Below are 25,296 nucleotides of genomic sequence, written 5' to 3' on the forward strand. Positions count from 1 at the left end.
ATAAACTGTATTTTGAAATAAAAAAGAATTTACGATGGTAAGCAAAATTATCAATATACTATTTATATTATCGTTTTCTTTTTACTCTTGTAACAACAGAGTTGAAAAAAACGAATATGATTCACAATCCAATAGTGAACAAAAAATTTATACCTGTCCAATGCATCCTCAAATAATTAGGAATGAACCAACTCTATGTCCTATATGCGGAATGAAATTAGTTGAAAAAATACACAACGGTGAATCAATTAACAATGAAAATCTGGCAATCTTATTAAAGCCTGTAAATCAATATGTAGTGAGTTCAATTAAAACAACAACTCCGAAAAGAGATAAAATAAAAGTGGAAATTAATGCATCGGGTGTTATAAATTACGATACCAGAAATATTAACACTGTATCTGCAAGAGTTTCTGGTCGTATTGAAAAGTTATATGTCAAATTTCGATATCAACCAATATTGAAAGGACAGAAGCTCATGGATATTTATAGTCAGGAACTTGTAACTGAACAGGAAAATTACCTATTTCTTTTAAAAAATGATGCGTCGAACGAATCAATTTTACAATCAGTGGAAACGCGATTGTTATTACTTGGCTTTTCACAAACTCAAGTTAATGCTTTAAAAGTTTCCAGAATTGTTTCACAATCAGTTACAATCTTTAGCCCTTACACCGGCCATTTACATGACATAGTTAAATCCGAAATTAACTCTGGAATGAAAGAAAGTAATTTGGCTTCCGATACAGAATTGAGTATTCGTGAAGGTATGTATTTAAAAAAGGGACAAACCATATTTAATATTTATGATATTAGTGATTTATGGGTGGACTTGAATGTTTATAGCGATGATCTTGAGCTGATCAAGGTAGGTCAAACAGTAGCACTTTATACAAATGAAGGCGACACTTTAAAAGTTGCGGCTAAAATAGATTTTATTCAACCGATTTTATCAGAACAACTGCAAACAACTATTGCGCGAGTTTATCTAAATAATATGAACAAAGAATTAATTGTCGGAACTCTATTAAAGGCCAAAATTAATAGCGGAATGAAAGAAGGTATCTTTGTACCAAATTCTTCAGTTTTAAATCTTGGTAATAATAATGTAGTTTTTCTGAAAGTGGATGGTGCTTTTAAGTCCACACTAGTTAATATCGGAATAAAAACTGCAGAAGAAATAGAAATCATTTCTGGAATATCAGAATCGGATGAAATAGCACTAAATGCTCAAATGTTAATTGATAGTGAGAGTTTTGTTAAAATAAGTAGGTAGTTAAATGGTTAGAGTAATTTTAATATTGTTTTCTGCGTTTTTTGTTTTTTCTTGTAACGGGAAAAAACAAAATGGATCTATTGAGACTATTCCGCCAGATACTAAAGGATTGATTTTAAGCGATCTTCAAATGCAACTGGGGAATATCCATACCGATTCGTTAACGGAGCAGGTATTGGGCGATGAATTGTTATTGACGGGAGTTTTGTCAATAAATCAAAACAATATTACTTCAATAAGTTCAAGGGTAATGGGACGAATTGAAAATTTGTATTTTAAAAATATTGGGGATCAGGTAATTATTGGACAACCCCTTTATGATATTTATAGTGAGGATTTACAGCTTTCAATCAAAGAGTATAAACTTGCAACGGCAAAGAAAAAGGCGTTAGATTTTAAGGCTGTTGATGTTAATGCAATTATTTCTGCAGCTAAAAACAAATTAGTATTGTATGGCTTATCCAATAAACAAATACAAGAAATTGAAAGCGCCGAATTCGTTGCCGATGTAATTACTATTTTTAGTAGTGTTTCGGGTATTATTACTTCAATCGACAACTCTGAGGGTAGTTATATTATGCAAGGTGAATCTATATATCACATTTCAGACCTTACAGAACTTTGGGCTGATGTTCAAATTTATGCGGATAATTTGGATAAGGTTAGTAAAAATTTGACAGCTACTATTTTTATTCCGGGAATTTCAGGGTTTAAAACAAGTGGATTAATAAGTTTTGTTAATCCTGAATTAAATGCAACTTCACAAATTAATGTTCTTAGGTTGGAAATTGAGAATAAAGAGGGTAAACTAACTCCCGGAATGCAAATAAACGCTTCTATTTTGTTGAATAAAATAAACGTTTTGTCTTTGCCAAATGATGCTATTATAAGGGACGCAAAGGGAGCATCTGTTTGGGTTCAAACCGGGGACAAACAATTTGAGTTAATTATGATCGAACCTGGAATCGAGACTGATGAATTTACAGAAATTAGATCAGGTCTCAAAAGAGGAGATATAGTGGTTATTTCAGGAGCATATTTGTTATATAGTGAGTATTTATTCAGGATGGGCACCAATCCTATGGAAGGACATGAGGGAATGACAATGTAAGTTGGAAAACTGCCCTTTATTTTATAATTTTGATATACAAATTTATTTTATGCTAAAAAATATACTAAGTATTTTGGTTTTAACCAATGTTTTGTCAACATCTTTCTCGCAAACAATCGCTACCAATTTTACAACCAACGACTGTGAGGGGATATCTTATGACCTATTTGATGAGTTGGATAATGGGAAAGTAGTAATTATTGCATGGGTAATGCCTTGCGGAGCTTGTATCTCTAGTTCCTTAACAGCATATAATATTGCAGAGAGTTATGAAGCAATTAATCCGGGTAGAATTTTATACTACCTTGTTGATGACTATGGAGATACTGACTGCACCGTGTTAACTAACTGGGGTGAGACCAATGGCATTGGTCCTAATTTGAATGTATTTGCTTCAGGTGATATTTCAATGGCTGATTACGGAACAGCGGGCATGCCTAAGGTGGTAGTATTAGGAGGATCGGAGCATATTGTATATTTTAATAAAAATGGTGCAGCAGCGGGTAATGTGGACGATCTGGAACAAGCAGTTTTAGATGCATTGGCTAGTGATGAAGGAACAGGACTTTCGGGAAATAATGTAATAGCTTCTCTTGCAATTTCTGCGATTTTAACTACGAACGGAATTTCGGTAAATTATGAACTTCCTTATTCAGGTTCAATAAGTTATCAAATTATTAATGCACAAGGGCAGATTGTAAATAGTATTTCTCCTAAATTTGAATCATCTGGAAGTCATGAGAATACTATCGATATGGGTATTGTTTCACAGGGAATTTATTTTCTTCGTTTTATGTTTGACAATGAAGTTAAAATAATTAAATTTAATTTGTAAGTTTTTCGTCCAAGCGGTAAATATTTATGTTGTTATGTAAAAAAATATCATGCGTGTGTTTTTTAACTATCTTCAGCTTTCTTAAAATGAACGCCCAATGCTGTGCCGCCGGAAGCGGAAGTCCGATAGCAGGCGACGGATCCCAAGGAGTTTTGCAAAAGGACCAGGCTGAATTAAATTTGAATTATCAGAATGTATATAGCACTAAATTTTTAAGTGGTGATACTGCAGATGTCAATTATTTGGACAAATATTCAAGCAATTATTTGTATTTAAGATTAGCTTATGGAGTTTCTGAAAATCTTACAATTTCGTTAGAATCCGGTTATTATATCGACAAATCTCAAGTAGGTCTTGATAAAAGAGATACAATAACTGCATCCGGCTTGGCAGATATCGTAATTTTTCCAAGATATAATATTTATAACCATACCGGTGAAAGATCAAATACAGATGTCACAATCGGATTGGGATGGAAAATACCAATTGGTAGTCATGATGATTCATTAAGGCAAATCGAACCCTTTTCGGGCGATGTATATTATATTCGTAAACCTCCAGCTGTGCAACTTTCGTCAGGGTCTAATGATTTTATTTTTTATGGATTTTTGTTTCATGGGTATCCTGCTAAAAAGGTTAACTTTTTTTCTAATTTGACCTATATTCATAAAGGATGGAATTCGTTAGGCGAGAAGAACGGCGATTACGCGAGTTTGGGATTATATGCAGGCAAAACTGTTTTCGATAATTTCGGATTAATTCTACAGATGAGAGGGGAGTGGATAGATGAAATGAAGGTGAATCCGGATTTATACCTTTATGGATATTATAACTACTCTACTACTTCAACAGGCAGTAAGAAAATTTTTGTTACACCACAAATTACCTATTCCAAAAAACAATTTATCATTTATGCCCTGAGTGAATTCCCAATTTATCAATATGTTAATGGGACCCAGATTGCTTCTCAATATCTGATAACCGCGGGTATTTCCTATCGATTTTTACCCTTTAGTAAGTTAGCTCCTCCTATAATTGACAACATAAAATAATAACATTTACCAAAAGCTAAATTTCGTTAAAATTTGGTTTTCCCAATGGTTTTCTCTATATTTGCGCTGTGCGTAAGAAAATAGTCCTCTTTTTCTCTCTTTTTCTTCTTACATTAACTTTGGTACCTTGCACTGATTTGCATACTGAAGAAAATGTGATCACATTTTCTTTTGACCAAGCGCAGGAAGATCATGAGGCGCATCAGGACGTCTGTCCACCTTTTTGCAGTTGTAATTGTTGCAGCTCATCTGCTATTTGTCAATTGATAGACTCTTACTCGGAAATAGAAACAAATATTCCGGAATCATCTAATACATATCAGTCCGAATACTTCTTCAACTACTATCCCGGTATTTGGCAGCCTCCAAAAATCAGCTAATTTTTTTTTGATTTTGTGCTAAAAATTTTGTGAATGGATGCAATTGTTTTTAGTTGTATTCAGTGCATACTCTAAATTCTACACAAATCATTTACTCCACTTCATGTAGGGTTTAATTCTCAATTCTCATTTATAATTATTAATTATATTATGATCAATAAAATCATTCAATTTTCTATTAAAAATAAGCTCGCGATCGGGTTTATGACGCTCGCGCTCATAATTTGGGGTACCATTTCGCTTATTAATCTACCGATCGATGCCGTACCTGATATTACAAATAATCAAGTGCAGGTAATAACTACAACACCAACACTCGCCACACAAGAAGTGGAACAGTTTGTAACTGCACCAATTGAACGAAGTATGGGTAATCTCCCTGATATTGAAGAAATAAGGAGTGTTAGTCGCTTTGGTTTAAGTGTTGTAACAATCGTTTTTGACGATAAAGTTGATATTTATTTTGCCCGGCAACTGGTATCGCAAAAATTAAAAGAAGCAGAAGAGCAAATACCAGCCGGAATCGGGACTCCTGAAATGTCGCCTGTAAGCACGGGGCTGGGGGAGGTTTATCAATATGTATTGCATCCTGCTGAAGGTTTTGAAGATAAATTTACTGCAATGGATCTCCGCAGTATGCAGGATTGGATAGTAGCGCGACAGTTGATTGGCACACCTGGAATTGCTGAAGTAAACTCCTTTGGAGGCTTTTTAAAACAATATGAAGTGGCTGTAGATCCGATGCGATTAAAAGCAATGAATATTACGATTCCTGAAATATTTGAAGCCCTGGAAAAAAATAATGAAAATACAGGTGGTGCTTATATCGAAAAACAACAAAGCAGTTATTATATCAGAGGCGTTGGGCTGGTAACGAGTCTTGATGATATTGGGAATATAGTTGTTAAAACAAATAGCCTTGGAATGCCAGTGTTAATCAGAGATGTGGCAAAAGTGCAATTTGGTTTTGCTCCCCGCTATGGTGCTCAAACTAGAAATGGTGAGGGTGAAGTAGTAGGTGGAATTGTTATGATGTTGAAGGGCGAAAATAGTGGTGATGTCGTTGCTCGTGTTAAAGATAGAATGGAAATTATTCAGAAAGCATTACCTGAAGGAGTTGTAATTGATGCTTATTTAGACAGAACATCTCTGGTAAATCGTGCCATAGCAACCGTAGAAAAAAACCTTCTGGAAGGAGCATTAATTGTTTTATTTATTCTTGTTTTATTTCTTGGGAATGTGAGAGCCGGACTTATAGTTGCCTCCGTTATTCCGCTGGCAATGTTATTCGCCGTTGCCCTGATGCAATTATTCGGAGTGAGTGGAAATTTAATGAGTCTTGGAGCAATTGACTTCGGGTTAATTGTAGATGGCGCCGTAATTATTGTTGAAAGTATTTTACACCGCATAACACAAAGTAAACATCATCATGTTGGAATTAAAAAACTCAGCCGTGATCAGATGGATAATGAAGTTTATCAAAGTGCAAGTAAAATGATGAACTCGGCTACTTTTGGACAGTTCATAATCCTTATCGTTTATTTGCCGATTCTTGCTTTAAGAGGCATTGAAGGAAAAATGTTCGGACCAATGGCTCAAACGGTTGGTTTTGCAATAGTTGGTGCACTCATCCTATCGCTTACCTATGTGCCGATGATGAGTGCATTATTTTTATCAAGAAAAACTGAACATAAAGAAAATATTTCTGATAAAATGATGAAAGCAATTCAGCGTGCTTACAAACCGGTAATTGAATTTGCCATTAAATTTAAAATAGGAGTTGTTGCAGTTTCTTTGGCTTTATTTATTGGCGCAGTTATGCTATATAATACATTAGGTGGCGAATTTATTCCTACTTTGGAAGAAGGTGATTTTGCATTTCATTCTATATTACCTCAGGGGAGTTCACTGTCAGAAAGTGTAAAAAATAACGAAAGGGTTGAAAAGGTGCTTTTACAGTTTCCGGAAGTGAAACAGGTAATTGCTAAGTCAGGTAGTGCCGAAGTACCTACAGATCCTATGCCCCCGGAAGCAACGGATATGATGATCATCTTAAAAGATAAAAGCGAATGGACAACTACAGATGATTATTGGGAATTAGCGGATACAATGATGAAAGAATTACAAAAAATACCGGGTGTATTTTTTGAAAGTAACCAGCCCATTCAAATGCGATTTAACGAATTAATGACCGGGGTTAGGCAGGATATTGCCGTTAAATTATTCGGGGAAAATTTGGATACGCTTTTGCAGTATGCTAATTTAATTGCAGCGGAAATTGCGACTGTTGAAGGTGCTGGTTCGCCGCAGGTGGAAAAAGTTTCCGGACTTCCTCAAATTAGTATTACTTATGACAGAAATCGGTTAGCGCAATATGGGGTAAATGTTTCAGATGTAAATAAGATCATTAAAACAGCTTTTGCCGGTGAACCTGCAGGAATTGTTTTTGAAAACGAGCGGCGATATGATATGGTTGTTCGTTTGGATTCTGCATATAGAAAAGATATTACCGATGTGGAAACATTATTTGTTCCATTGCCAAATGGAGGACAAATTCCGTTGCAACAAGTAGCAGAAGTGATCTATAAACTTGGGCCTGCTCAAATTAGCAGGGAAGATGGAAAACGCAGAATTGTAGTGGGATTAAATGTAAAAGATCGAGATGTTCAAAGTGTAGTGGAGGATATGCAGAAAAAGATTGAAGCGGATGTTAAATTACCTATTGGATATTATGTAACCTACGGAGGCCAATTTGAAAATTTAAAAGAAGCAACGCAACGCTTAACAATTGCAGTCCCTGTAGCCTTATTAATGATTCTAATTCTATTATATCTTACATTCAGTTCGATGAAACAAGCGCTTTTAATTTTTACTGCGATACCACTATCGGCAATTGGTGGTGTTATTGCGCTGTGGATGAGAGATATGCCTTTCAGTATTTCGGCAGGTATTGGGTTTATTGCTTTATTTGGAGTTGCTGTTTTAAATGGAATAGTGCTTATTAGTACTTTTAATCAACTGGCTAAGGAAGGTGTTCACGACATTTATGAAAGGGTAAGACAAGGAACAATGATTCGCTTGCGTCCGGTTTTAATGACGGCAAGTGTTGCGTCATTGGGATTTCTTCCAATGGCTCTATCGAATAGTGCGGGTGCAGAAGTTCAACGGCCACTAGCCACAGTTGTTATCGGTGGATTAATTTCGGCTACTGCACTTACTTTAATTGTTTTACCTGCGCTTTACATTTTGTTTAATCGCAAACGAAAACGCAAAATACCAGTAGCTGCAATTGTAACCTTTTTTGCGATAAATGGTTTATTTATTTCAGAAAAAATTTCCGCACAAAACGTTGTTCAATTGCCTCTTGATTCAGTTGTAAATATAGCATTGAGAAATAACCCACAAATTAAAGCCGCTGAATTAGAGATAATAAGAAATCAACAATTAAAAAAAACCAGTTTTAATTTGCCAAAAACAGAACTGTTTTTTGAAAATGAAGATATACTTGGGAATACCGACGATGGGATATTAAAAATAGGAATTCAACAAGGAATTGAATTTCCAACCACCTATATAACAAAAAACAAAATAAACAATCAAAATATTGTAATAAGTGAAACGGTATTGGCGCTTACACAAAAGGATCTTGCGAAAGAAGTGAACAGCGCCTATTTTGACTTGATATTTGCAGTAAATAAAAAGGAAATTTTACAAAAAAAAGATAGTTTATATACAAATTATGAGGAAGCAGCTAGGGCCAGATACGATGCAGGAGAAACGAATTATTTAGAAAAAATTTCTGCGGAAGCAAAACGCAAAGAAGTAAATCTGGAATATTCGAATACCGAAACAGAGATCATTATTGCGCAATCAAAATTGCAGCAATTTATGCGGGTTGATTTTATCGTATTGCCAGATGTTTCTAAAGTAACAAGATTATCCTTTGATAATGCTGCGCTAAATATGAGCCATCCATTCCTATCTTATTACCAACAACAAATTGAATTGGCATCCTACCAAAAAAGCTTGGCTAAAAATAATCTGTTGCCTGATTTTAGTTTCAGGTATTTTAATCAAAATCTATTTGGTATTGATCCCGGATATAAAGGATATAGCATTGGCATAGGTGTCCCGATCGCTTTTTGGAGTTATACAGCTCAAATAAAAGCTGCTGAAACACAAAAACAAATAGCTCTGGTAAATTATGAAAATGAAAGTATACAATTTATATCTGCTTTAGCACAATTAAACCTACAGTATGAAATAGCAAATACAACTGTTCAATATTTGGAGTCAACAGGTTTAACACAAGCAGAAGAAATATTAAGAACTGCAAAAACAGCTTATTCGGCAGGTGAAATTGGTTATTTTGAATTAATATTCGCAAACGAAGAATATTTTAACCGACAATTCAATTATTTGCAAGCCTTAGAAGATCTCAATCAAACAATTATTAATATCAATTATTTTATAAATAAATAAATTTAGTTTTATGAAAAAATATATTTTTTATTTCACAATATCATTTTCAATTATACTATTTTTTGCTGCCTGTGGCAAAGTGAGTAAAACGGCAGAAGAACACGGAGATCATGAGGAGGAAGGCCATGACGAGCATGGTGAGGAGCATGCAGGTAAATTGGCTATACTTACGCAGGACCAATTTAAATCAATTGATATTCAACTTGGGGATTTGGTTCAAAGAAATTTGACCGGAACCTTGACGGCAACCGGCTATTTAAAGGTGCCTCCTCAAAACAAGGCAGATGTTACTGCTTTAGTGGGAGGAATTGTTCAGCAGATTTTTGTGAAGGAAGGTGAATATGTGAATAAAGGCAAAACATTGGTAACCATTGTAAATAAAGATTTTATTGGAATGCAGGAAAATTACCTAACTACAAAATCAGATTTGCTTTTTGCAGAACAAGAGTTAACACGGCAAAAAGATTTAAGTGTAAGTAACGTTTCTGCGCAAAAAAACTTGCAGCAAGCTCAGGCAAATTATAGTTCATTAAAAGCTAAATTAAGTTCATTAAAACAACAATTAGCATTATTGGGTATTAATGCCGAAAATTTGGATGCCGATAAATTAACATCAGTAATTTCTGTTACAAGTCCGGTAAGCGGATATGTTAGCCATATAGACGTAAATATTGGTAGTTCCGTTGAAATGTCACGAACAATTTTGGATGTTGTGGATAATTCACAATTGCACCTCGACCTGTTTGTATTTGAACAGGATCTTATGAAAATTAAAATCAACCAAAAGGTAAATTTTACGCTTACAAATTTACCTGGCAAGAGTTTTAGCGCAACAATTTTTGCTGTTGGGAGTGCATTTGAAAACGAAACAAAGTCTATTCCCATTCATGCAATAATTACCGGCGAAAAATCCGGATTAATAGAAGGTATGAATGTTTCTGCTAATATTGAAATAGAAAATATTTCTACAACTGCAATTCCAACAAATGCAATTGTAAGTGAAGCAGGAAGAGATTATGTATTTATTTGGGCAATTGACCATCAGTTAGAAGTAAATGCCGGTGATGAACATGCACACGAAGGAGATGCACATGGACATGATGAAGCTGCTCACGCAGACGAGGAACATGCACATGCAGAAGGAGAGGAGGTTGCGCACCACGAAGAGCCTAAGGTGATCACAACAATAGAAATGAAACCGGGTGATAAATATGTGTTTGAAAAAATGCCGGTTAAACGTGGAATCACAGAGGGTGGTTATACGGAAATAACGCCACTTGGCGACTATATGGAAGGAGAAAAAATTGTAATAAACGGGGCTTTTTATTTATTGGGCTCATTGAGTAATGAGGGTGAAGCGCATGCACATTAAAATGAATGAATCATGAAATTTCAATTCAGTTTAACAATTATTAGTTTCTTACTGTTTACGGAAGTTACTTTATCACAAAATTATTACAGACTAACAAATGGGCCTGTATTAATTTCTGGGATATATAATGACAGTTTAATTATTGCTGAAAGTAATAGTTTATATTTTATTTTTGATTATCAAACCAATGAAGTAAACTTTAATTTACCTGTTAAATCATTGAAAAGTAATAACTACCAGATAGACTCACTTATAAAAAAGGAATTTGAAAATGAAATAACATTTAAGGGGAAAATTATTGGTGAATATGATGCTACTAAAGAACATCCTCCTTTATTTGTAGTAGTAGAAGGAGATTTGGAGTATGACAATTATGTTATCCCTCTTTCCTTTAATGCGACTATTACGCATTTAAAATCAGGTAGTGCAAGTTGTAATTTTTCTGCTACAATAAATATGGATATTACTAAATATTTTGATGAGATGGAGAAAAAAGGTATTGAAAAATCTATAAATATTATTTTTAACGAATTGATTTTGTACAAAATAAATTAGTATATGGGTGAAACTCTGTTCTCTCATCCTGATTGCCAAAACCGGGATGTTGAGGGCAGGGTTAACACCCGCCATTTATGTAGCCAATTTTAAAAAAAAATGTGATGAAGTTACCAATCAACGACAAAAAATTTATATTTTTATTATTCGCAGTTTCCCTTGTGATCATTTTAGAGATTCTATCTCTTACAGGGATAGAAATACCTATGCCACTTGCTCCATTCATTTATGCAGGATTTATTTTTGCAATAGGATATAAAGTATTATGGAGTGGTTTAAATGCCTTATTAAAATTACAATTCAGCAGCATCAATTTATTAATGTTGATCGCTGCTGTAGGTGCATTTTATTTAGGAGAATACCCCGAAGCTGCCGTTGTTATTGTATTGTACGTATTGGGCGAACGCTTGGAGGATATTGGAATTGAAAATAGTAAATCAGCATTGGACGAATTGGTTGCAAAAACTCCAAGAACAGCTACGATAAAAAGCAGGGGAGCCGAGATGATGATAGATCAAATAAGTATCGGCACCATAATCCAAATAAAACCAGGTAGTTATATTCCTATGGATGGCATTATTACAGAAGGATCAACAGCTGTGGACGAGGCTACCATTACAGGCGAACCAATTCCAAAAGATAAACATAAAGGTGATATTGTATTTGCAGGCACTCTTAATCAACACGGTTTTATTGAAGTGGAAACAACAAAAATATCTGCAGATACAACCTTCTCGAAGATCATTCAACTTACATTTGAAGCGCAGGCAAATAAATCGGACACACAAAAATTTATTCAGAAATTCAGCAAAAGTTACACTCCTGCAATTATATTATTAGCTGTTTTGTTATTTGTAATTCCTGTTTTTATTTTAGATCAACCATTAGAAAAGTGGTTGAATCAAGCTATTGCTTTGTTAGTTATTGCATGCCCTTGTGCATTGGTAATTTCTACTCCCGTCGCATTTTATGCGGCAATAGGAAATGCTTCTTCGAAAGGGATATTAGTTAAAGGGGGAAAATATTTAGAGGCATTGGCAAAAATTAAAGCAATTGCCTTGGATAAAACGCGTACCATAACTTATGGTAAACCGGTAGTGTCAGATATTATTCCATTAAATGTAAAGGATAAAGAAGAATTGCTCGCTTGTGCAGCAGGAGCAGAAATGTTTTCTGAACACCCTCTTGCTCAGGCAATTGTTGATGCTAGTATTGCCGAAGGATTTGCACCGCATGCTGTAAAGAATTTTAAAAGCGAAATGGGTAAGGGTTTAGTTGCAGAATGTTTGGTATGCAAGGATGAACATATTTTTATTGGTAAATTGGATTTCATAAAAGAAAATCAATCTGTTACCAAAGAGGCGGAACAAATAGTGGAAAGATTGTCCAATGAAGGTAAAACTAGTGTTGTGATCAGTTTCGGTGATGGAGTTGCCGGAATTATCGGATTAACTGATGAAATTAAGGAAGATAGTAAAGTTGCAATTCAGGAATTAATTGCATTAGGTGTAACACCAATAATGCTGACAGGCGATAATGAAAAAGCGGCAAAATACGTTGCTGATCATGTTAATATTCAGCATGTTTTTGGTAACATGTTACCGGAAAATAAAGCAAAAAAAATAAAAGAATTTTTGCAGGAATACACCTTTGTGGCCATGGTGGGAGATGGTATAAATGATGCACCTGCACTTGCACTTTCTACAGTGGGTATTGCCATGGGAGCAGCAGGAAGCGATACCGCAATTGAAACGGCAAATGTTGCTTTGATGAATGATAATTTATCCAAAATTCCATTTTTGATCCGCCTCGGTAAAAAAACATTAAACCGCATCAGAATAAACACAATAGCCGCAGTTTTGGTTAAATTTGTTTTTATTGTTTTAGCTTTTTTGGGTTTTAGTAATCTGGCATTGGCTATAACAGCGGATGTCGGTGTTACTTTGATTGTAATATTAGTTAGTTTAAATTTGATGCGTTTTAAGTAATTTTATCTAAACAAATACTTACTCAATTTTGAAACTTAATGATATACAAGGATTTATACTAAACTTCCTTTTGGGTTGTACTATCATTTCCTGCCAACACAATTCACTGTATATTGAGGAAGTAATACTTACACCCCCATTAGGATGTGGTGAAATAGATACAATTGAAAATAATACGATCCCGCGACATGAAGACACAGTATATTTTCAAAACGATGTATTCCCAATTTTGCTAACCAAGTGTGCATTAAGTGGTTGTCACGATCCGATAACCGCAAGAAATGACGTTATATTATGTTCTTACGAAAATTTAATGTCCACAACCGATATTGTTCCCTATGATACACATGAAGGTGAATTATTGGAAAATATTACTTCCACAGATCCAGATCATAGAATGCCTCCTTCGCCAAACGCACCGCTTTCTACAATCGAAATTGATATTATACTCCAGTGGGTGCAACAAGGCGCATTGAATAATAAATGTATGGAGTGAAATATTGTTATAAATCAAATTGTAAATTTTTTCAATTATAGGGCTTAGTATTTGTTTTATAGCTCAAGTTCTACCGTTATAAATTCTTTGACCCCTTCGCCTCCCGTAATCTCTAACCAGGCTGCATTTTGGCTTCCAATTAAGGATAAATTAAACGTGAAAAAATTGCAACACTTTCTTTCTGTCTTAATAAATTCAGTTAACTCATCAAGCATAACATCATCACCGGAAAACTTGAAAGCAAATCCATTGGCCAATTCCTTTTTTTCGACCATTTTTTCACGCAAACTTTGAAGAACAACTTCCTTTCTTTTTTGCAATTCCGGACTCGTGAGATTACACATAAATGCTGACTTTGTATTTGTCAATTGTTGATTTGATATCTTCGTTGATGCCGAATTTATCGAATCGTTTGCCAACGTATGATCATGCACCTTGCAAGTGCCCTCCTCACAAGAACTGCATTCTGATCCTGAATTTCTCATTTTGTCTTTTTTACTAAAACAATCCTGAATCGCTTGACAACTGCCTAAAAATAGACTAGATACCAGAACTAAAATTAAACTTGCGTTAAAAGTGGTTTTTTTCATAATTATTGCTTTTTTTTGTAAAGTTAAACCATGGAGTATAGTCTATGGTGTTCTTTAAATTCTAAAAATATTATGAAAAAATGCTTATAGGCGAATTAGCAATCAGAACTGGTTTCTCTCGAGATACCATTCGTTTTTATGAAAAACATGGGCTTATTAAAGTCCCACGTAGATCTCGAAGGGAAAATAACTACAAGGAATATTCTGAAGATATTCTAGAAAGATTATTAACCATCAAACGAGTAAAGGAGTTTGGATTTACATTGAACGAAACTTCAGAAATTCTTGATCTTATGGAAATGAAAGTAGCAACCTGTGATAATATTGCTTTAAGAATTGAGGAGAAAGTTAAAATTATAGATGAAAGAATCAGACTTATGCTCGAGTTGAGACAAAGTATGTTAACAAAAGTTTCTGAATGTTTTGGCAAATGCGGGAATTCCGAAACTGATAATTGTGCTATTTTATTGAATTAGTTTAAAATTATTGAATGATAATTTTTTCTGTGTGAACCGCACCATTCACATCCTTTATTACTATTAAAAATAAACCAGGGGTCAATTTATTTATTGGTATATTAACTATTTTATTGCCATTCAAATCTAGGTTTTTAACAATTCCTTGCTGCGCATCGTATAACCTAATAGTTTCCAAACCAATTTCACTGTTAATGTTAAATGCAGATTCAGCCGGATTTGGAAACACTTTAATTACGTTTTGAGTTGTGGCCTCTTCCAATAGAACAGGTTCAACATAGGTGCCTTCTCTATACATTACCGCATTTGAATAATTATCTTGCCACACCACATGTACCTTATTGGATGAAACTGCAACATCCGCATTTTCTAACCCATAAAAATCGAGATATGCGATTGTATCATAATCAGGTGGAAACCCGTTATTAATATCATTGGTGAACGAAATGGGAATTGTAGCTTTTGAATTCTCAACCTGTTTCCAAACCATTGCTACTGCATTTCCAAAACTTGCAATCCGAGGATAGTTTTGAACAGATAAACCTTCAAATTCCGGCGAAACACGCATGTCAGGTTCATCTGTAAATTCGGTTAATGATGAAGTGGAAAAATAAACCCTAGAATCACCTTCACCCGCACTCATAAAAACAGAATATAAATTATCACCAATAATAACGCCATCAGGTCCGCTTGCAGGACATGCAAAAACGGTCCAGTCGGTTTGATCTATCTGAATTCCATTTTCGAAACTAATTCCTCCATCAGTAGAAATTCCTGCCCAACTATTTCGGAGATTATCTAAATTGTCTCTATATAAAGTAACAACATAATTATCTTTTGCAGTTATTCCAACAGGGCAACAATCACAAACTTCTCCTCCCGAAAAATTACTTGCGGTCACATCCATATTGAAACTATTTCCAAAATCATCTGATGTAACTACAACATATTTTGGGTCGAGAAAGGATGTATTTAATTTCATAAATGCAATTGCGGGATTTCCATCTTCCTTAACGGTAACAGATGGGAACCTGGAATAATGATCACCTATCATGCCATCAACAATTTCCAGTGTATCAAATGTAATTCCACCATCATAAGAGGCAACACAATAAATACGTGCCATGTCTTCCGGTTCTTCCTTAAATACAATATATATTGTATCGCCCTTAGAGGCAATATCAGGACCTGCCCAGGAAAAAGTGGATATTGATGTTTCAGGACTGTTTAACATAAGAGGCGTAGTGAAGGAAATTCCTTCCTGTCTTGAAAAGTACATGTCGCCCTCATTTCCCCAGATCACCACTGCACCATCATCTCCGGTTAAAGCAATTCTTGGATGATCATATCCGGTTGTTTCGTCAGAAATCATAATTGGTTCACTCCAAATGATCCCTGTTTGAGCTGATAATTGTATAGAGATTAAACAAAGTATATAGGTAAAAGATCGCATAAACATTTATTGTTTTATCAAATATAATACTAAAAAGTCAAAATCCACTTACTGAATGTGAATTATGACTTAATATTAACAGGTATATTCAATTTTAAACTCATATTTCTGCCCATATTATATACACCGGTTCTTCCTGTTGCATAATTTATTTCACTGTATTTTAATCGGCTCAAATGGCTTTGATAAGCTACATCTGTGAGATTATTTACCGTAATATAAACAGAGAATAGTACCTTCTTTTCTGATAATATATCTGTTCCAAATCCTGCATTTAACAATAAATATCCGGGAGTTTTAGTCTCTGTATTGTATGCTGAAAAAATATGGTTTTGTGCAAAATAATTTTCCATTTGTATTTGAATATAACTGTTACCCAAAAAATTATTTACTTGTTTAAAATCACCCCTGAGTTCAGAGATCAATTTTGCTGCCGGGGTATACGGTAGAAATTTTGTGGAATCTGTTGCATTTTGAAGTTCGGCATTTACAAACGAAAAACTATTTTCGATATGTAACCAGTGAAAAGGATGGGGATGTATATCTAAAATTATTTCTACTCCTGCTAAATTCGTTTTTCCTTGTGCATATGTAAAAACTTCAAAAAATTCTCCTTCTGCATTAATTAAGGAGTCACTTCCGGATGCTGTGTTTAATTTCCTCAAATAAATAAAATTTTGAATAGCATTATTAAAAATATCCGCCTTAAATGAAATATGTTCCCCGTCATAAGCGAAAGATGCATCCATTTGTAAACTTGTTTCAGGGTCAAGTTCTGTATTCCCTATCTCATATCTGAATGTGCCTTCATGAACACCGTTTGAACCCAGTTCAGCAATATTTGGTGAGCGAAATCCTCGTGAAATGTTTAGTTTACTATGCATCTTTTCATTTATTTGATAGGTAGCCCCAATACTTCCTGACACCGCTGAAAAATTGCGATCAAACGCTGTAAAAATTATCTCCTCGTCCTCTTCTGAAATAAATTCTTGCGCAATCAATGACCGCATATCATAACGTAAGCCGCCAGCCAGATCAAAATTGCCGACCGTTTTTTTAGTTGCTAAGAAAACACCAATATCAAAAAGAGTGTATTCGGGAATCAGCACCTCTACCCCCAGATTTTGTGAACTTTGTTGCATACCATTAATGCCGATAGAAGAACTCCATTTATTTTTTTCGGGAAATAAATAATGAGCTGCATAATTAATTGTGTTCATTTTAAAGTATAATGCATATTCATCAGGATCAAACAAATTTTCGAATTCCTTTCTGTTGTTTTGTTGCCAGCCTAATATCAGATCCACAATACCATCGCCTACAACAATACTATTGTTCAATGCCACTTTGTAATGTTGGATGTTCTGTTTAGGCAAATGCAGATCATAACTTTTTGAAACAGAATTTTCTGCAATTACATCCTCTATGGTGCTATCATTCAGTGCAACCGGGTATATAAATAGCCCTGTAGCGCTGTCACGTTCTCCCTCTACTAATCCGACATTTAATTGATAAATTGCAGCATCAATATGACTATATCCCCATTTTTTATTCAAACCAATTGTTCCATTTGTTGCCTTCTCCTTAAACCCACTTCCAAATACATATCCATCATATTTATTTTGATATGCATGCGCCATTTTTCCGCTATATCGTGCACTCCAAATCAAACCATTTTTATTTCCGGCAATATTTCCTGAATAGCCTATCAATCCGTTATTAGTTTGATAATTACTTAAAATATTTGCCTTAATTGTTTTATCAGGCAGAGTAGGAGCACCAATAAAATGAATTACACCTGCCATTGCATCTGAGCCATACATTAAACTGGCAGGACCTTTTAATATCTCGATCCTGTTGACAGAATATTCATCAATTTCTATTCCATGCTCATAGCCCCATTGTTGCCCTTCTTGTTTAATTCCATCGTTAACAATTACAACTCTATTATATCCCAGTCCCCTTATCTGTGGTTTTCCAATGGCGGGACCTGTAGATATATTTGATATTCCTGGTTGTGTGCTTAATGCATCAATAATATTTGTAGAGGTGTTTTGTAACAAAACATTTTTAGTGATCACAGAAATTGGTGTTGGTGTTCTGTTTGCTTCCGCTGATCGGGATAATCCCGTAACAACGATCTCTTTTATTTCTGTAAATGTTTCTGTTAAAATATAATCCTTTACTTTAATATTTGAAAGATCAATTGTTTCCACAATAGATTCATATCCTATATAGGTAATTTGAACAGATACCTTTTTTGCCGGTAGATTATTTATAACAAATTTGCCATCAGCATCGGCAGTCGACCCGGTTTTAAGGTCTGGAAAATATATAGAAGCACCCGGTAATGTATTGTTATTTGCCGATTCGTAAATAGTACCGGATAGGCTAATTTGTGTATAAGCTGATGAATTATATAATATATATATTATGCTCATCGCATAGATAAATTTCTGCATAAATCAAGTAATTAAAAATTTAAAAAAATAAGTGAATTTTCACTATGCAGAAATAGGAGAGCCCCTGGAATCGGGATTCTGAAAAAATAGATCTAATGAATATTGTGTTATGCAGGATGATTCAAAGGAGATATAAATGAAATGTGTCGCAGAAATTAAAAAAATCTCCGACTCATTGCCGGCAGAAAAATTATGATCACAAATATTACATTTATCTAATTCATGAAAATGAGCGGTGTTATTATCATGTTCACTGCAGGTAACTTCATCCTTATGCCCTAATAAGTGGTAGAAATCCCGGCTGACTATCGTTGCAAAGAATAATATCAGCAGTGATAATGCAGCTATCGGCTTGTAGAAATTAGTTTTGGGCATTGATGCAAAGATAATACTACCTTGTGTATTTGAAGTTAAGGCATGTTAACAAAATTTACGCCTTAAAAGTTCCATTCCAAATCTATCTCTATTGAGCAAGTGTGCGTGCTGTGGAGGATTCATTTCTATTTACCCTGAAAGTTGCCAAGTTGAGGGAATCTTATATCTTAGGGCAAAATTTAATACATGTCGAAGTCGAACAAATTAACGGTATTCATTCTTGTTGCAATGGCATTGGGTATTTTTATTGGCGCCTTATTACATAAGAATGCCACCGGAAAAGAGTTAACATACACTCCAAATAAGGATTTTACCGGAAAGGAAAGTATTATTCTCGACTATGGGAATGTTAAACATGAAGTTGTTGTCTACACAGTTAAAACAGCTGCTGAAAAACAAATGATAACGGATAGTCTTGGTAAAGGGGTGGTAACCACTCTTGTTAATAAATCGGTAACCTTCGTACCAGGCATTATAAGTTCGGGTGATGCCAATGACCTTGATAGTAAAATAAGCGGAGCAAAAAACGGAACAGTTGAAATTACACTAATAAAGAAGATCGCCTCAAATATCTCAATACTCACCACAATTTTTTTATCCCTCATTAAAATGATAATTGCCCCGCTGGTTTTGTCAACTTTAATTGTAGGTATTGCAAAAACCGGAGATGTAAAAACTGTTGGAAGAGTAGGAGGGAAAACGATGTTGTGGTTTATTACTGCAAGCCTTGTTTCTCTCACACTTGGGATGGTATTGGTAAATGCATTTCAACCCGGGGCACAAATGAATTTGCCATTACCCGCTGATAATGTTTCCACCGGAGTGGATGGTGGTGCACTATCGTTTGTTACTTTTATTACGCATGTATTTCCTACAAGCATATTTAAAGCAATGGCAGAAAATGAAATATTACAGATCGTAGTATTCAGTTTGTTTTTTGGCGTTGCATGTGCTGCAATTGGTGAAAAAACAAAACCTATTGTAAATGCATTAGATACACTTTCGCATATCATGATAAAAATTACCATTTATGTAATGGGATTTGCACCTTATGCGGTTTTTGCAGCAATGTGTTCTGTAATTACAACTAAAGGATTAGATGTTTTAGTTACTTATGCAGTATTTATGGGTGAATTTTATCTCGGTTTATTAATATTGTGGGTCCTATTAATTTCTGCAGGATTTGCCGTACTTCGCAAAAGAGTTTTTACTTTATTGCGACGAATTAAAGAACCTTTTTTATTGGCATTCAGTACAGCAAGCAGTGAAGCTGCCTTTCCCAAATTAATTACAGAACTCGAGCGCTTCGGATGCAATAATAAGATCGTGAGTTTTACACTTCCTTTAGGTTATTCATTTAATCTTGATGGGAGCATGATGTACATGACCTTTGCAAGTATATTTATTGCACAGTGTTATGGAATTGATCTTACACTTTCGCAGGAAATTACAATGTTGCTAACCTTAATGATCACCAGTAAAGGAATTGCTGCAGTGCCTCGTGCAAGTCTGGTTGTAATTGCGGCAACAATTTCTATGTTCAATATTCCACAGGCAGGATTAATTTTATTATTGGGAATCGATACTTTTCTCGACATGGGAAGAAGCGCTACGAACGTAATCGGAAACGCAATTGCAACTGCAGCAGTGAGCAAGTGGGAGAATGCGCTAGAAGATTGACACAAGTGAGGCTCCCACTTTTTCAGTGGGGGTCTCACTGGATGAGTAATGAGTTATGAGGAATGAGTGGCGTTCTCGTCTCCTACGCCGTGGTTGTGTGTTTTTCGCCAACCACTGGAGGGAGAAGTGAAAGTTTCGGGTTTAGTCCCGAGCAATGCCGGACTCACGGTTCACGAATTTTCCCCCTGACTAAAAATTTGGTGAATGGTGAATAGTGAGTGGTGAGTTTGAATCTCGTCTGATGTAAGTTTTTCTTCTTGACTAATGACTCCTGACAATTCGACGGCAACTTTGGACTGAAAAACGGTTTTAAAACTTAACTTTACGACCTAAATCATTGACAAAGCATATTTGATGAAATTAGTAACGCAGACACCGAAAAAAGCATTAAAAGCCTTCTTAAAGCAGAAACCTCTGAGAAGCGAAATTGACGTTTTCAAAACAAACCTCATTGCTTTGCTCGACAAAATCAGCGTTATTGAAAAACGACCTAAGGATGAAAGCGAAGAACATTTAAAAAACGACCTGCGTGACTTCTTGCGGGACACTTACTACCGTGACACCAACGCCATCAATACCAAAGACAAAAAAGACCTTGTAATACACTTAGACAAAACAACAAATAGTGAAGTTGGAGTAATAATTGAAGCCAAACGACCAACCAACATTGGAGAAATGGTAACGGCTGACAATCCCAACAAAAAAGCACTTCACGAACTTATTTTTTACTACTTAGATGAAAGAAACCAAGCAGGAAACAATCAACTGAAACAGTTGGTAATTACCAATGTTCACGAATGGTTTATTATAGATGCAAACTATTTTGACAAGCATATTTACCGCAATACCCAAATCAAAAAACTGTATGAAACCAAACTCAACGACAAAAAAGACAACCCATTTTTCTATGAGGAAATTGCTAAAATAGTTTCCAAAATTGATGTTGAAATCCCTTGTGTTTACTTCGACATCAGAGAGTATGACAAGGTTTTACGCAATAACAAAAAAGAGGATGACCGTGAGCTAATTGCATTACTCAAAATACTTTCACCACAGCATTTATTAAAAATTGCAACGCCAAACGACAGCAATTCCCTCAATGAAAAATTCTACAAAGAATTGCTTCACATCATTGGACTGGAAGAAGCAAAAGAAAACGGCAAAAACATAATCCGCAGAAAAAAAGAAACCCGCTTCGCTGCTTCTCTTATTGAGGCAACTATTGAAGCCTTGGTTACTGACGACCCATTTCATCGTTTGCCCGACCAATCTATTTACGGAGAAAATAAAGAGGAAAGAGTTTTTAATGTTGCGCTTGAACTTTGCATTACCTGGATAAACCGAATTTTGTTTTTGAAGTTGTTGGAAGGACAACTCATAACTTATCATCAGGGAAATAAAGATTACCGATTCTTAAATTCCGATACTATACACGACTTTGACGAACTGTTTAAACTGTTTCATAAAGTTTTAGCGATAAATCTTGAAGACAGAAGCGAAGGAATAAAAACCAAATACAGCAGAGTTCCATATTTGAATAGTTCGCTTTTTGAAATCAGCGAATTAGAAGACCAAACCATAAAAATAAATTCGCTTGATGACAGCGGACAACTTGAATTAATTGGAACAACAATTTTAAAAGATATAAAGAAGAAGGAAGCTTCGCTGCCCACTCTTAATTATCTTTTTCAGTTTTTAGATGCTTACGATTTTGCCAGTGAAGGTGCGGAAGATGTGCAAGAAGACAACAAAACAATTATCAATGCCTCGGTGCTTGGTAAAGTGTTTGAGAAAATAAATGGCTACAAAGACGGTTCAGTGTTTACACCTGCATTTATTACAATGTATATGTGCAAACAGTCCATTCGTTTGGCTGTGGTTGAGAAATTTAACGATGCAAAAAAATGGAACATCAAACAATTTGATGAACTCTACAATAAAATTGACGACAAAAAGGAAGCAAACGAAATAATCAATTCGCTTAAAATTTGCGACCCAGCAGTAGGTTCCGGACACTTTTTAGTTTCGGCATTGAACGAAATTATTGCAGTTAAAAGTGAGTTAGGAATTTTGATAGATGAAAAAGGAAAAACGCTAAGAGATTATGAAATTGAAATTGTAAATGATGAATTGATAATTACCGATGAAAACGGAAACATCATTGCTTACAATCCAAAGAATATAGAAAGTAACCGCGTTCAAAAGACGCTATTCCAAGAAAAGCAAACCATTATTGAAAATTGTTTGTTTGGCGTTGACATCAATCCAAATTCAGTAAAAATTTGCCGTTTGCGTTTGTGGATAGAACTATTGAAAAACGCCTATTACAAGGAAGAAACTAAGTTTATAGAACTTGAAACACTTCCAAATATAGATATCAATATTAAATGCGGAAACAGTTTATTGAGCCGTTTCCCTTTAGATGCAGATTTGAGCAAAGCACTGAAAAGCATTAAGTATGATATAAAAGCATACAAAAGTTTTGTAAACGATTACAAAAACGAAAAAAGCCGTGATGTAAAAAGGGGTTTGCAGAAAATTATTGACAGCATTAAAAACGATTTCAGAACGGAAATAAGCAACAATGACCCAAAGCAAGTTAAACTAAGTAAACTAAGCGGAGAATTATTCAATTTACTTAACCAAGTAAAATTATTTGAACTTGATAGCAAACAAAAAAAGAAACAAAAGGAAACCCAAGCAAAATTAGAGCTAGAAATTACTAAACTTTCAAAAGAAATTGAGGAGATTAAAAACAATGCTATTTACAAAAATGCTTTTGAATGGAGGTTTGAATTTCCTGAAGTATTGAGTAATAACGGAGAATTTGAAGGCTTTGATGTAATAATCGGAAACCCTCCTTACATAAGACACGAGGAAATAAAACAACTTAAACCGCAATTAGAAAAAGATTTTACCGTATTCAATAGCAGTGCCGATATTCTTACTTACTTTTTTGAATTAGGAAACAAAATATTAAGACCAAAAGGCGGTTTATCTTTCATTGTTTCAAACAAGTTTTTCAAAGTGAGTTATGGCGACAACTTGCGTTCTTACCTAATTCAAAATACATTATTACAACAAATAATTGAGTTTGATAAGGTGAATGTTTTTGATGAAGCTACTGTTAAAGTTGCTATCATTCAATTCAAAAAAGAACAACTATCTAAAACATTTACCTACTTGGATGTTTTAGCCATGCCTGAGAATTTAGAAACCGTTGTAAAAGAAGAAGGCAAAGAATATAAACAAGCACTATTCAACAACGGACAATGGATTTTTCAAAGTGAAAACCTTTGGAAGATTTACCACAAAATAAATGAATGCGGTACGGCTTTATCCAACTGGGATTTGAAGATTAACTTCGGAATTAAAACTGGTTTCAATGAGGCATTTTTAATTAATGAAGAAACTAAAGACCGTTTAATTAAAGAAAATAAAAGTGCAGAAGAAATTATAAAACCATTATTCAGAGGTAGAGAAATTGATAAGTATTTTTCAAATTCTTCTAATTCATATATTATCGGAACTTTTCCAGCATTGAAATTGGATATTAAAAAATATCCATCGGTTGAAAATCATCTTTTAACATTTGGGAAAGCCAAATTAGAGCAATCGGGCAGTTTAGGTTCAAGAAAAAAATCATCAAACCAATGGTTTGAAACTCAAGACACAATTGCCTTTTGGAAAGAGTTGAGTTTGCCAAAAATAATTTGGAAACGGATAGGCTCAAAACTTCGTTTCTGTTATGATGAAACAGGTTTTTGTTCATTAGACAGCACTTGCATTGCAACAGGAAAACATTTAAAATATTTGGTTGGGGTTTTAAATTCAAAACTAATTGAAAACGAGTTAAACCGGTTTGCACCAAAAACAGGAACGGGAGATTTAATTATAAGTGTTCAAGCCTTATCACCTTTGCAAATACCAATTCCAACAATCGAACAAGAAACTAAAATGAATGATTTGGTTGACAAAATAATTGCCCAAAAACAAAAAGGCGAAGACACCAAAGCCAATGAAACCCTAATTGATAAAATGGTTTACGAGCTTTATCATATTACAGCAGACGAACAAAAATTAATTGAAAAATAAAATGGAAAACAGAAAAGAACATTGGGAAAAGGTTTACGCAACTAAACAACCACACGAAGTAAGCTGGACACAGGAACTTCCAAAAACATCATTGGACTTTGTGCATAGTTTTAATTTGCCCAAGACCGCAAGTATTATTGACATTGGCGGTGGGGATAGCAAATTAGTTGATTACCTTTTAGACGAAGGTTTTGAAAACATTTCGGTGCTTGACATTTCAGCCACAGCTATTGAAAAAGCCAAACAACGTCTGGGTGCCAAGGCAGCCAAAGTAAATTGGATAGTAAGCGATGTAACAGAGTTTCATCCTTCTTCAACTTACGACTGTTGGCACGATAGAGCAACTTTTCATTTCCTCATAACCACAGCCGACATAAACACTTATTTGACAACTGCGCGACAAGCCGTAACTGGTTTTATGGCAATAGGCACTTTCAGCGACAAAGGTCCAAAAAAATGCAGTATGCTTGATGTTCATCAATACACCGAAGACGAATTGCAACAACAACTCACAGACGGTTTTGAAAAACTAAAATGTGTAACCGTAGACCACACAACACCATTTAACACGACACAGAATTTTTTATTTTGTAGTTTCAAACGTCAAAACAACTAAAC

The 25,296-nt window shown here is 34.8% G+C and carries 17 protein-coding genes; 13 read left to right on the top strand and 4 right to left on the bottom strand.

Annotated features, from left to right (window positions below; all coding sequences use genetic code 11):
• The first annotated feature begins 34 nt into the window (after positions 1 to 34).
• The 9 genes from IPI31_12855 (at position 35) to IPI31_12895 (ending at position 13,547) form a co-directional block, all read left to right on the top strand.
• Positions 35 to 1,276: an efflux RND transporter periplasmic adaptor subunit gene (locus tag IPI31_12855; GenBank protein MBK7568703.1), complete on the top strand. Its 1,242-nt coding sequence runs from the start codon at positions 35 to 37 to the stop codon at positions 1,274 to 1,276.
• A gap of 4 nt (positions 1,277 to 1,280) precedes the next feature.
• Entirely contained in the window at positions 1,281 to 2,387 is a 1,107-nt protein-coding gene (locus IPI31_12860) for an efflux RND transporter periplasmic adaptor subunit (protein MBK7568704.1), read from the top strand.
• A 49-nt stretch (positions 2,388 to 2,436) separates the two neighbouring features.
• Entirely contained in the window at positions 2,437 to 3,222 is a 786-nt protein-coding gene (locus IPI31_12865) for a T9SS type A sorting domain-containing protein (GenBank protein MBK7568705.1), read from the top strand.
• A gap of 86 nt (positions 3,223 to 3,308) precedes the next feature.
• Positions 3,309 to 4,274, top strand: coding sequence for a hypothetical protein (locus IPI31_12870; protein MBK7568706.1), 966 nt, complete (start codon positions 3,309 to 3,311; stop codon positions 4,272 to 4,274).
• 530 nt (positions 4,275 to 4,804) lie between these two features.
• Positions 4,805 to 9,136, top strand: a complete 4,332-nt coding sequence (locus IPI31_12875) for a CusA/CzcA family heavy metal efflux RND transporter (protein ID MBK7568707.1) — start codon at positions 4,805 to 4,807, stop codon at positions 9,134 to 9,136.
• A 10-nt stretch (positions 9,137 to 9,146) separates the two neighbouring features.
• Positions 9,147 to 10,508 (top strand): efflux RND transporter periplasmic adaptor subunit, encoded by a 1,362-nt coding sequence (locus tag IPI31_12880; protein ID MBK7568708.1) that lies wholly within the window; start codon positions 9,147 to 9,149, stop codon positions 10,506 to 10,508.
• Positions 10,509 to 10,520: 12 nt separating this feature from the next.
• Complete coding sequence (locus IPI31_12885; protein ID MBK7568709.1) at positions 10,521 to 11,063, top strand: hypothetical protein; 543 nt, start codon at positions 10,521 to 10,523, stop codon at positions 11,061 to 11,063.
• Between the two features lie 104 nt (positions 11,064 to 11,167).
• A complete protein-coding gene (locus IPI31_12890) occupies positions 11,168 to 13,051 on the top strand; it encodes a cation-translocating P-type ATPase (protein ID MBK7568710.1) in 1,884 nt (627 codons plus the stop codon).
• Positions 13,052 to 13,079: 28 nt separating this feature from the next.
• Positions 13,080 to 13,547 carry a hypothetical protein gene (locus IPI31_12895; protein ID MBK7568711.1) on the top strand — a complete coding sequence of 156 codons (468 nt, stop codon included), beginning with the start codon at positions 13,080 to 13,082 and terminating at the stop codon, positions 13,545 to 13,547.
• A gap of 56 nt (positions 13,548 to 13,603) precedes the next feature.
• On the opposite strand, the gene IPI31_12900 is transcribed toward IPI31_12895, so the two are convergent.
• Positions 13,604 to 14,032: a hypothetical protein gene (locus IPI31_12900; protein MBK7568712.1), complete on the bottom strand. Its 429-nt coding sequence runs from the start codon at positions 14,030 to 14,032 to the stop codon at positions 13,604 to 13,606.
• Positions 14,033 to 14,217: 185 nt separating this feature from the next.
• Between IPI31_12900 and IPI31_12905 the strand changes: the two genes are divergently transcribed.
• On the top strand, positions 14,218 to 14,613 hold the full coding sequence (locus IPI31_12905) for a MerR family transcriptional regulator (GenBank protein ID MBK7568713.1): 396 nt from the start codon (positions 14,218 to 14,220) through the stop codon (positions 14,611 to 14,613).
• A gap of 7 nt (positions 14,614 to 14,620) precedes the next feature.
• On the opposite strand, the gene IPI31_12910 is transcribed toward IPI31_12905, so the two are convergent.
• The 3 genes from IPI31_12910 to IPI31_12920 all read right to left on the bottom strand — a co-directional run bounded on the left by IPI31_12910 (position 14,621) and on the right by IPI31_12920 (position 18,903).
• Positions 14,621 to 16,066, bottom strand: a complete 1,446-nt coding sequence (locus IPI31_12910) for a T9SS type A sorting domain-containing protein (GenBank protein MBK7568714.1) — start codon at positions 16,064 to 16,066, stop codon at positions 14,621 to 14,623.
• 62 nt (positions 16,067 to 16,128) lie between these two features.
• Entirely contained in the window at positions 16,129 to 18,528 is a 2,400-nt protein-coding gene (locus IPI31_12915) for a TonB-dependent receptor (protein MBK7568715.1), read from the bottom strand.
• Between the two features lie 42 nt (positions 18,529 to 18,570).
• The gene (locus IPI31_12920) at positions 18,571 to 18,903 is read right to left on the bottom strand and encodes a hypothetical protein (protein ID MBK7568716.1); all 333 of its coding nucleotides are present in this window, start codon (positions 18,901 to 18,903) and stop codon (positions 18,571 to 18,573) included.
• A gap of 186 nt (positions 18,904 to 19,089) precedes the next feature.
• On the opposite strand from IPI31_12920, the gene IPI31_12925 reads away from it, so the two are divergent.
• The 3 genes from IPI31_12925 to IPI31_12935 all read left to right on the top strand — a co-directional run bounded on the left by IPI31_12925 (position 19,090) and on the right by IPI31_12935 (position 25,294).
• Positions 19,090 to 20,583: a dicarboxylate/amino acid:cation symporter gene (locus tag IPI31_12925; GenBank protein MBK7568717.1), complete on the top strand. Its 1,494-nt coding sequence runs from the start codon at positions 19,090 to 19,092 to the stop codon at positions 20,581 to 20,583.
• A 354-nt stretch (positions 20,584 to 20,937) separates the two neighbouring features.
• A complete protein-coding gene (locus IPI31_12930; GenBank protein ID MBK7568718.1) occupies positions 20,938 to 24,678 on the top strand; it encodes an Eco57I restriction-modification methylase domain-containing protein in 3,741 nt (1,246 codons plus the stop codon).
• A gap of 1 nt (position 24,679) precedes the next feature.
• Positions 24,680 to 25,294: a class I SAM-dependent methyltransferase gene (locus IPI31_12935; protein MBK7568719.1), complete on the top strand. Its 615-nt coding sequence runs from the start codon at positions 24,680 to 24,682 to the stop codon at positions 25,292 to 25,294.
• The last annotated feature ends 2 nt before the right edge of the window (positions 25,295 to 25,296 follow it).

The sequence above is a fragment of the Bacteroidota bacterium genome (assembly GCA_016706865.1).
Taxonomy (GTDB): domain Bacteria; phylum Bacteroidota; class Bacteroidia; order Chitinophagales; family BACL12; genus UBA7236.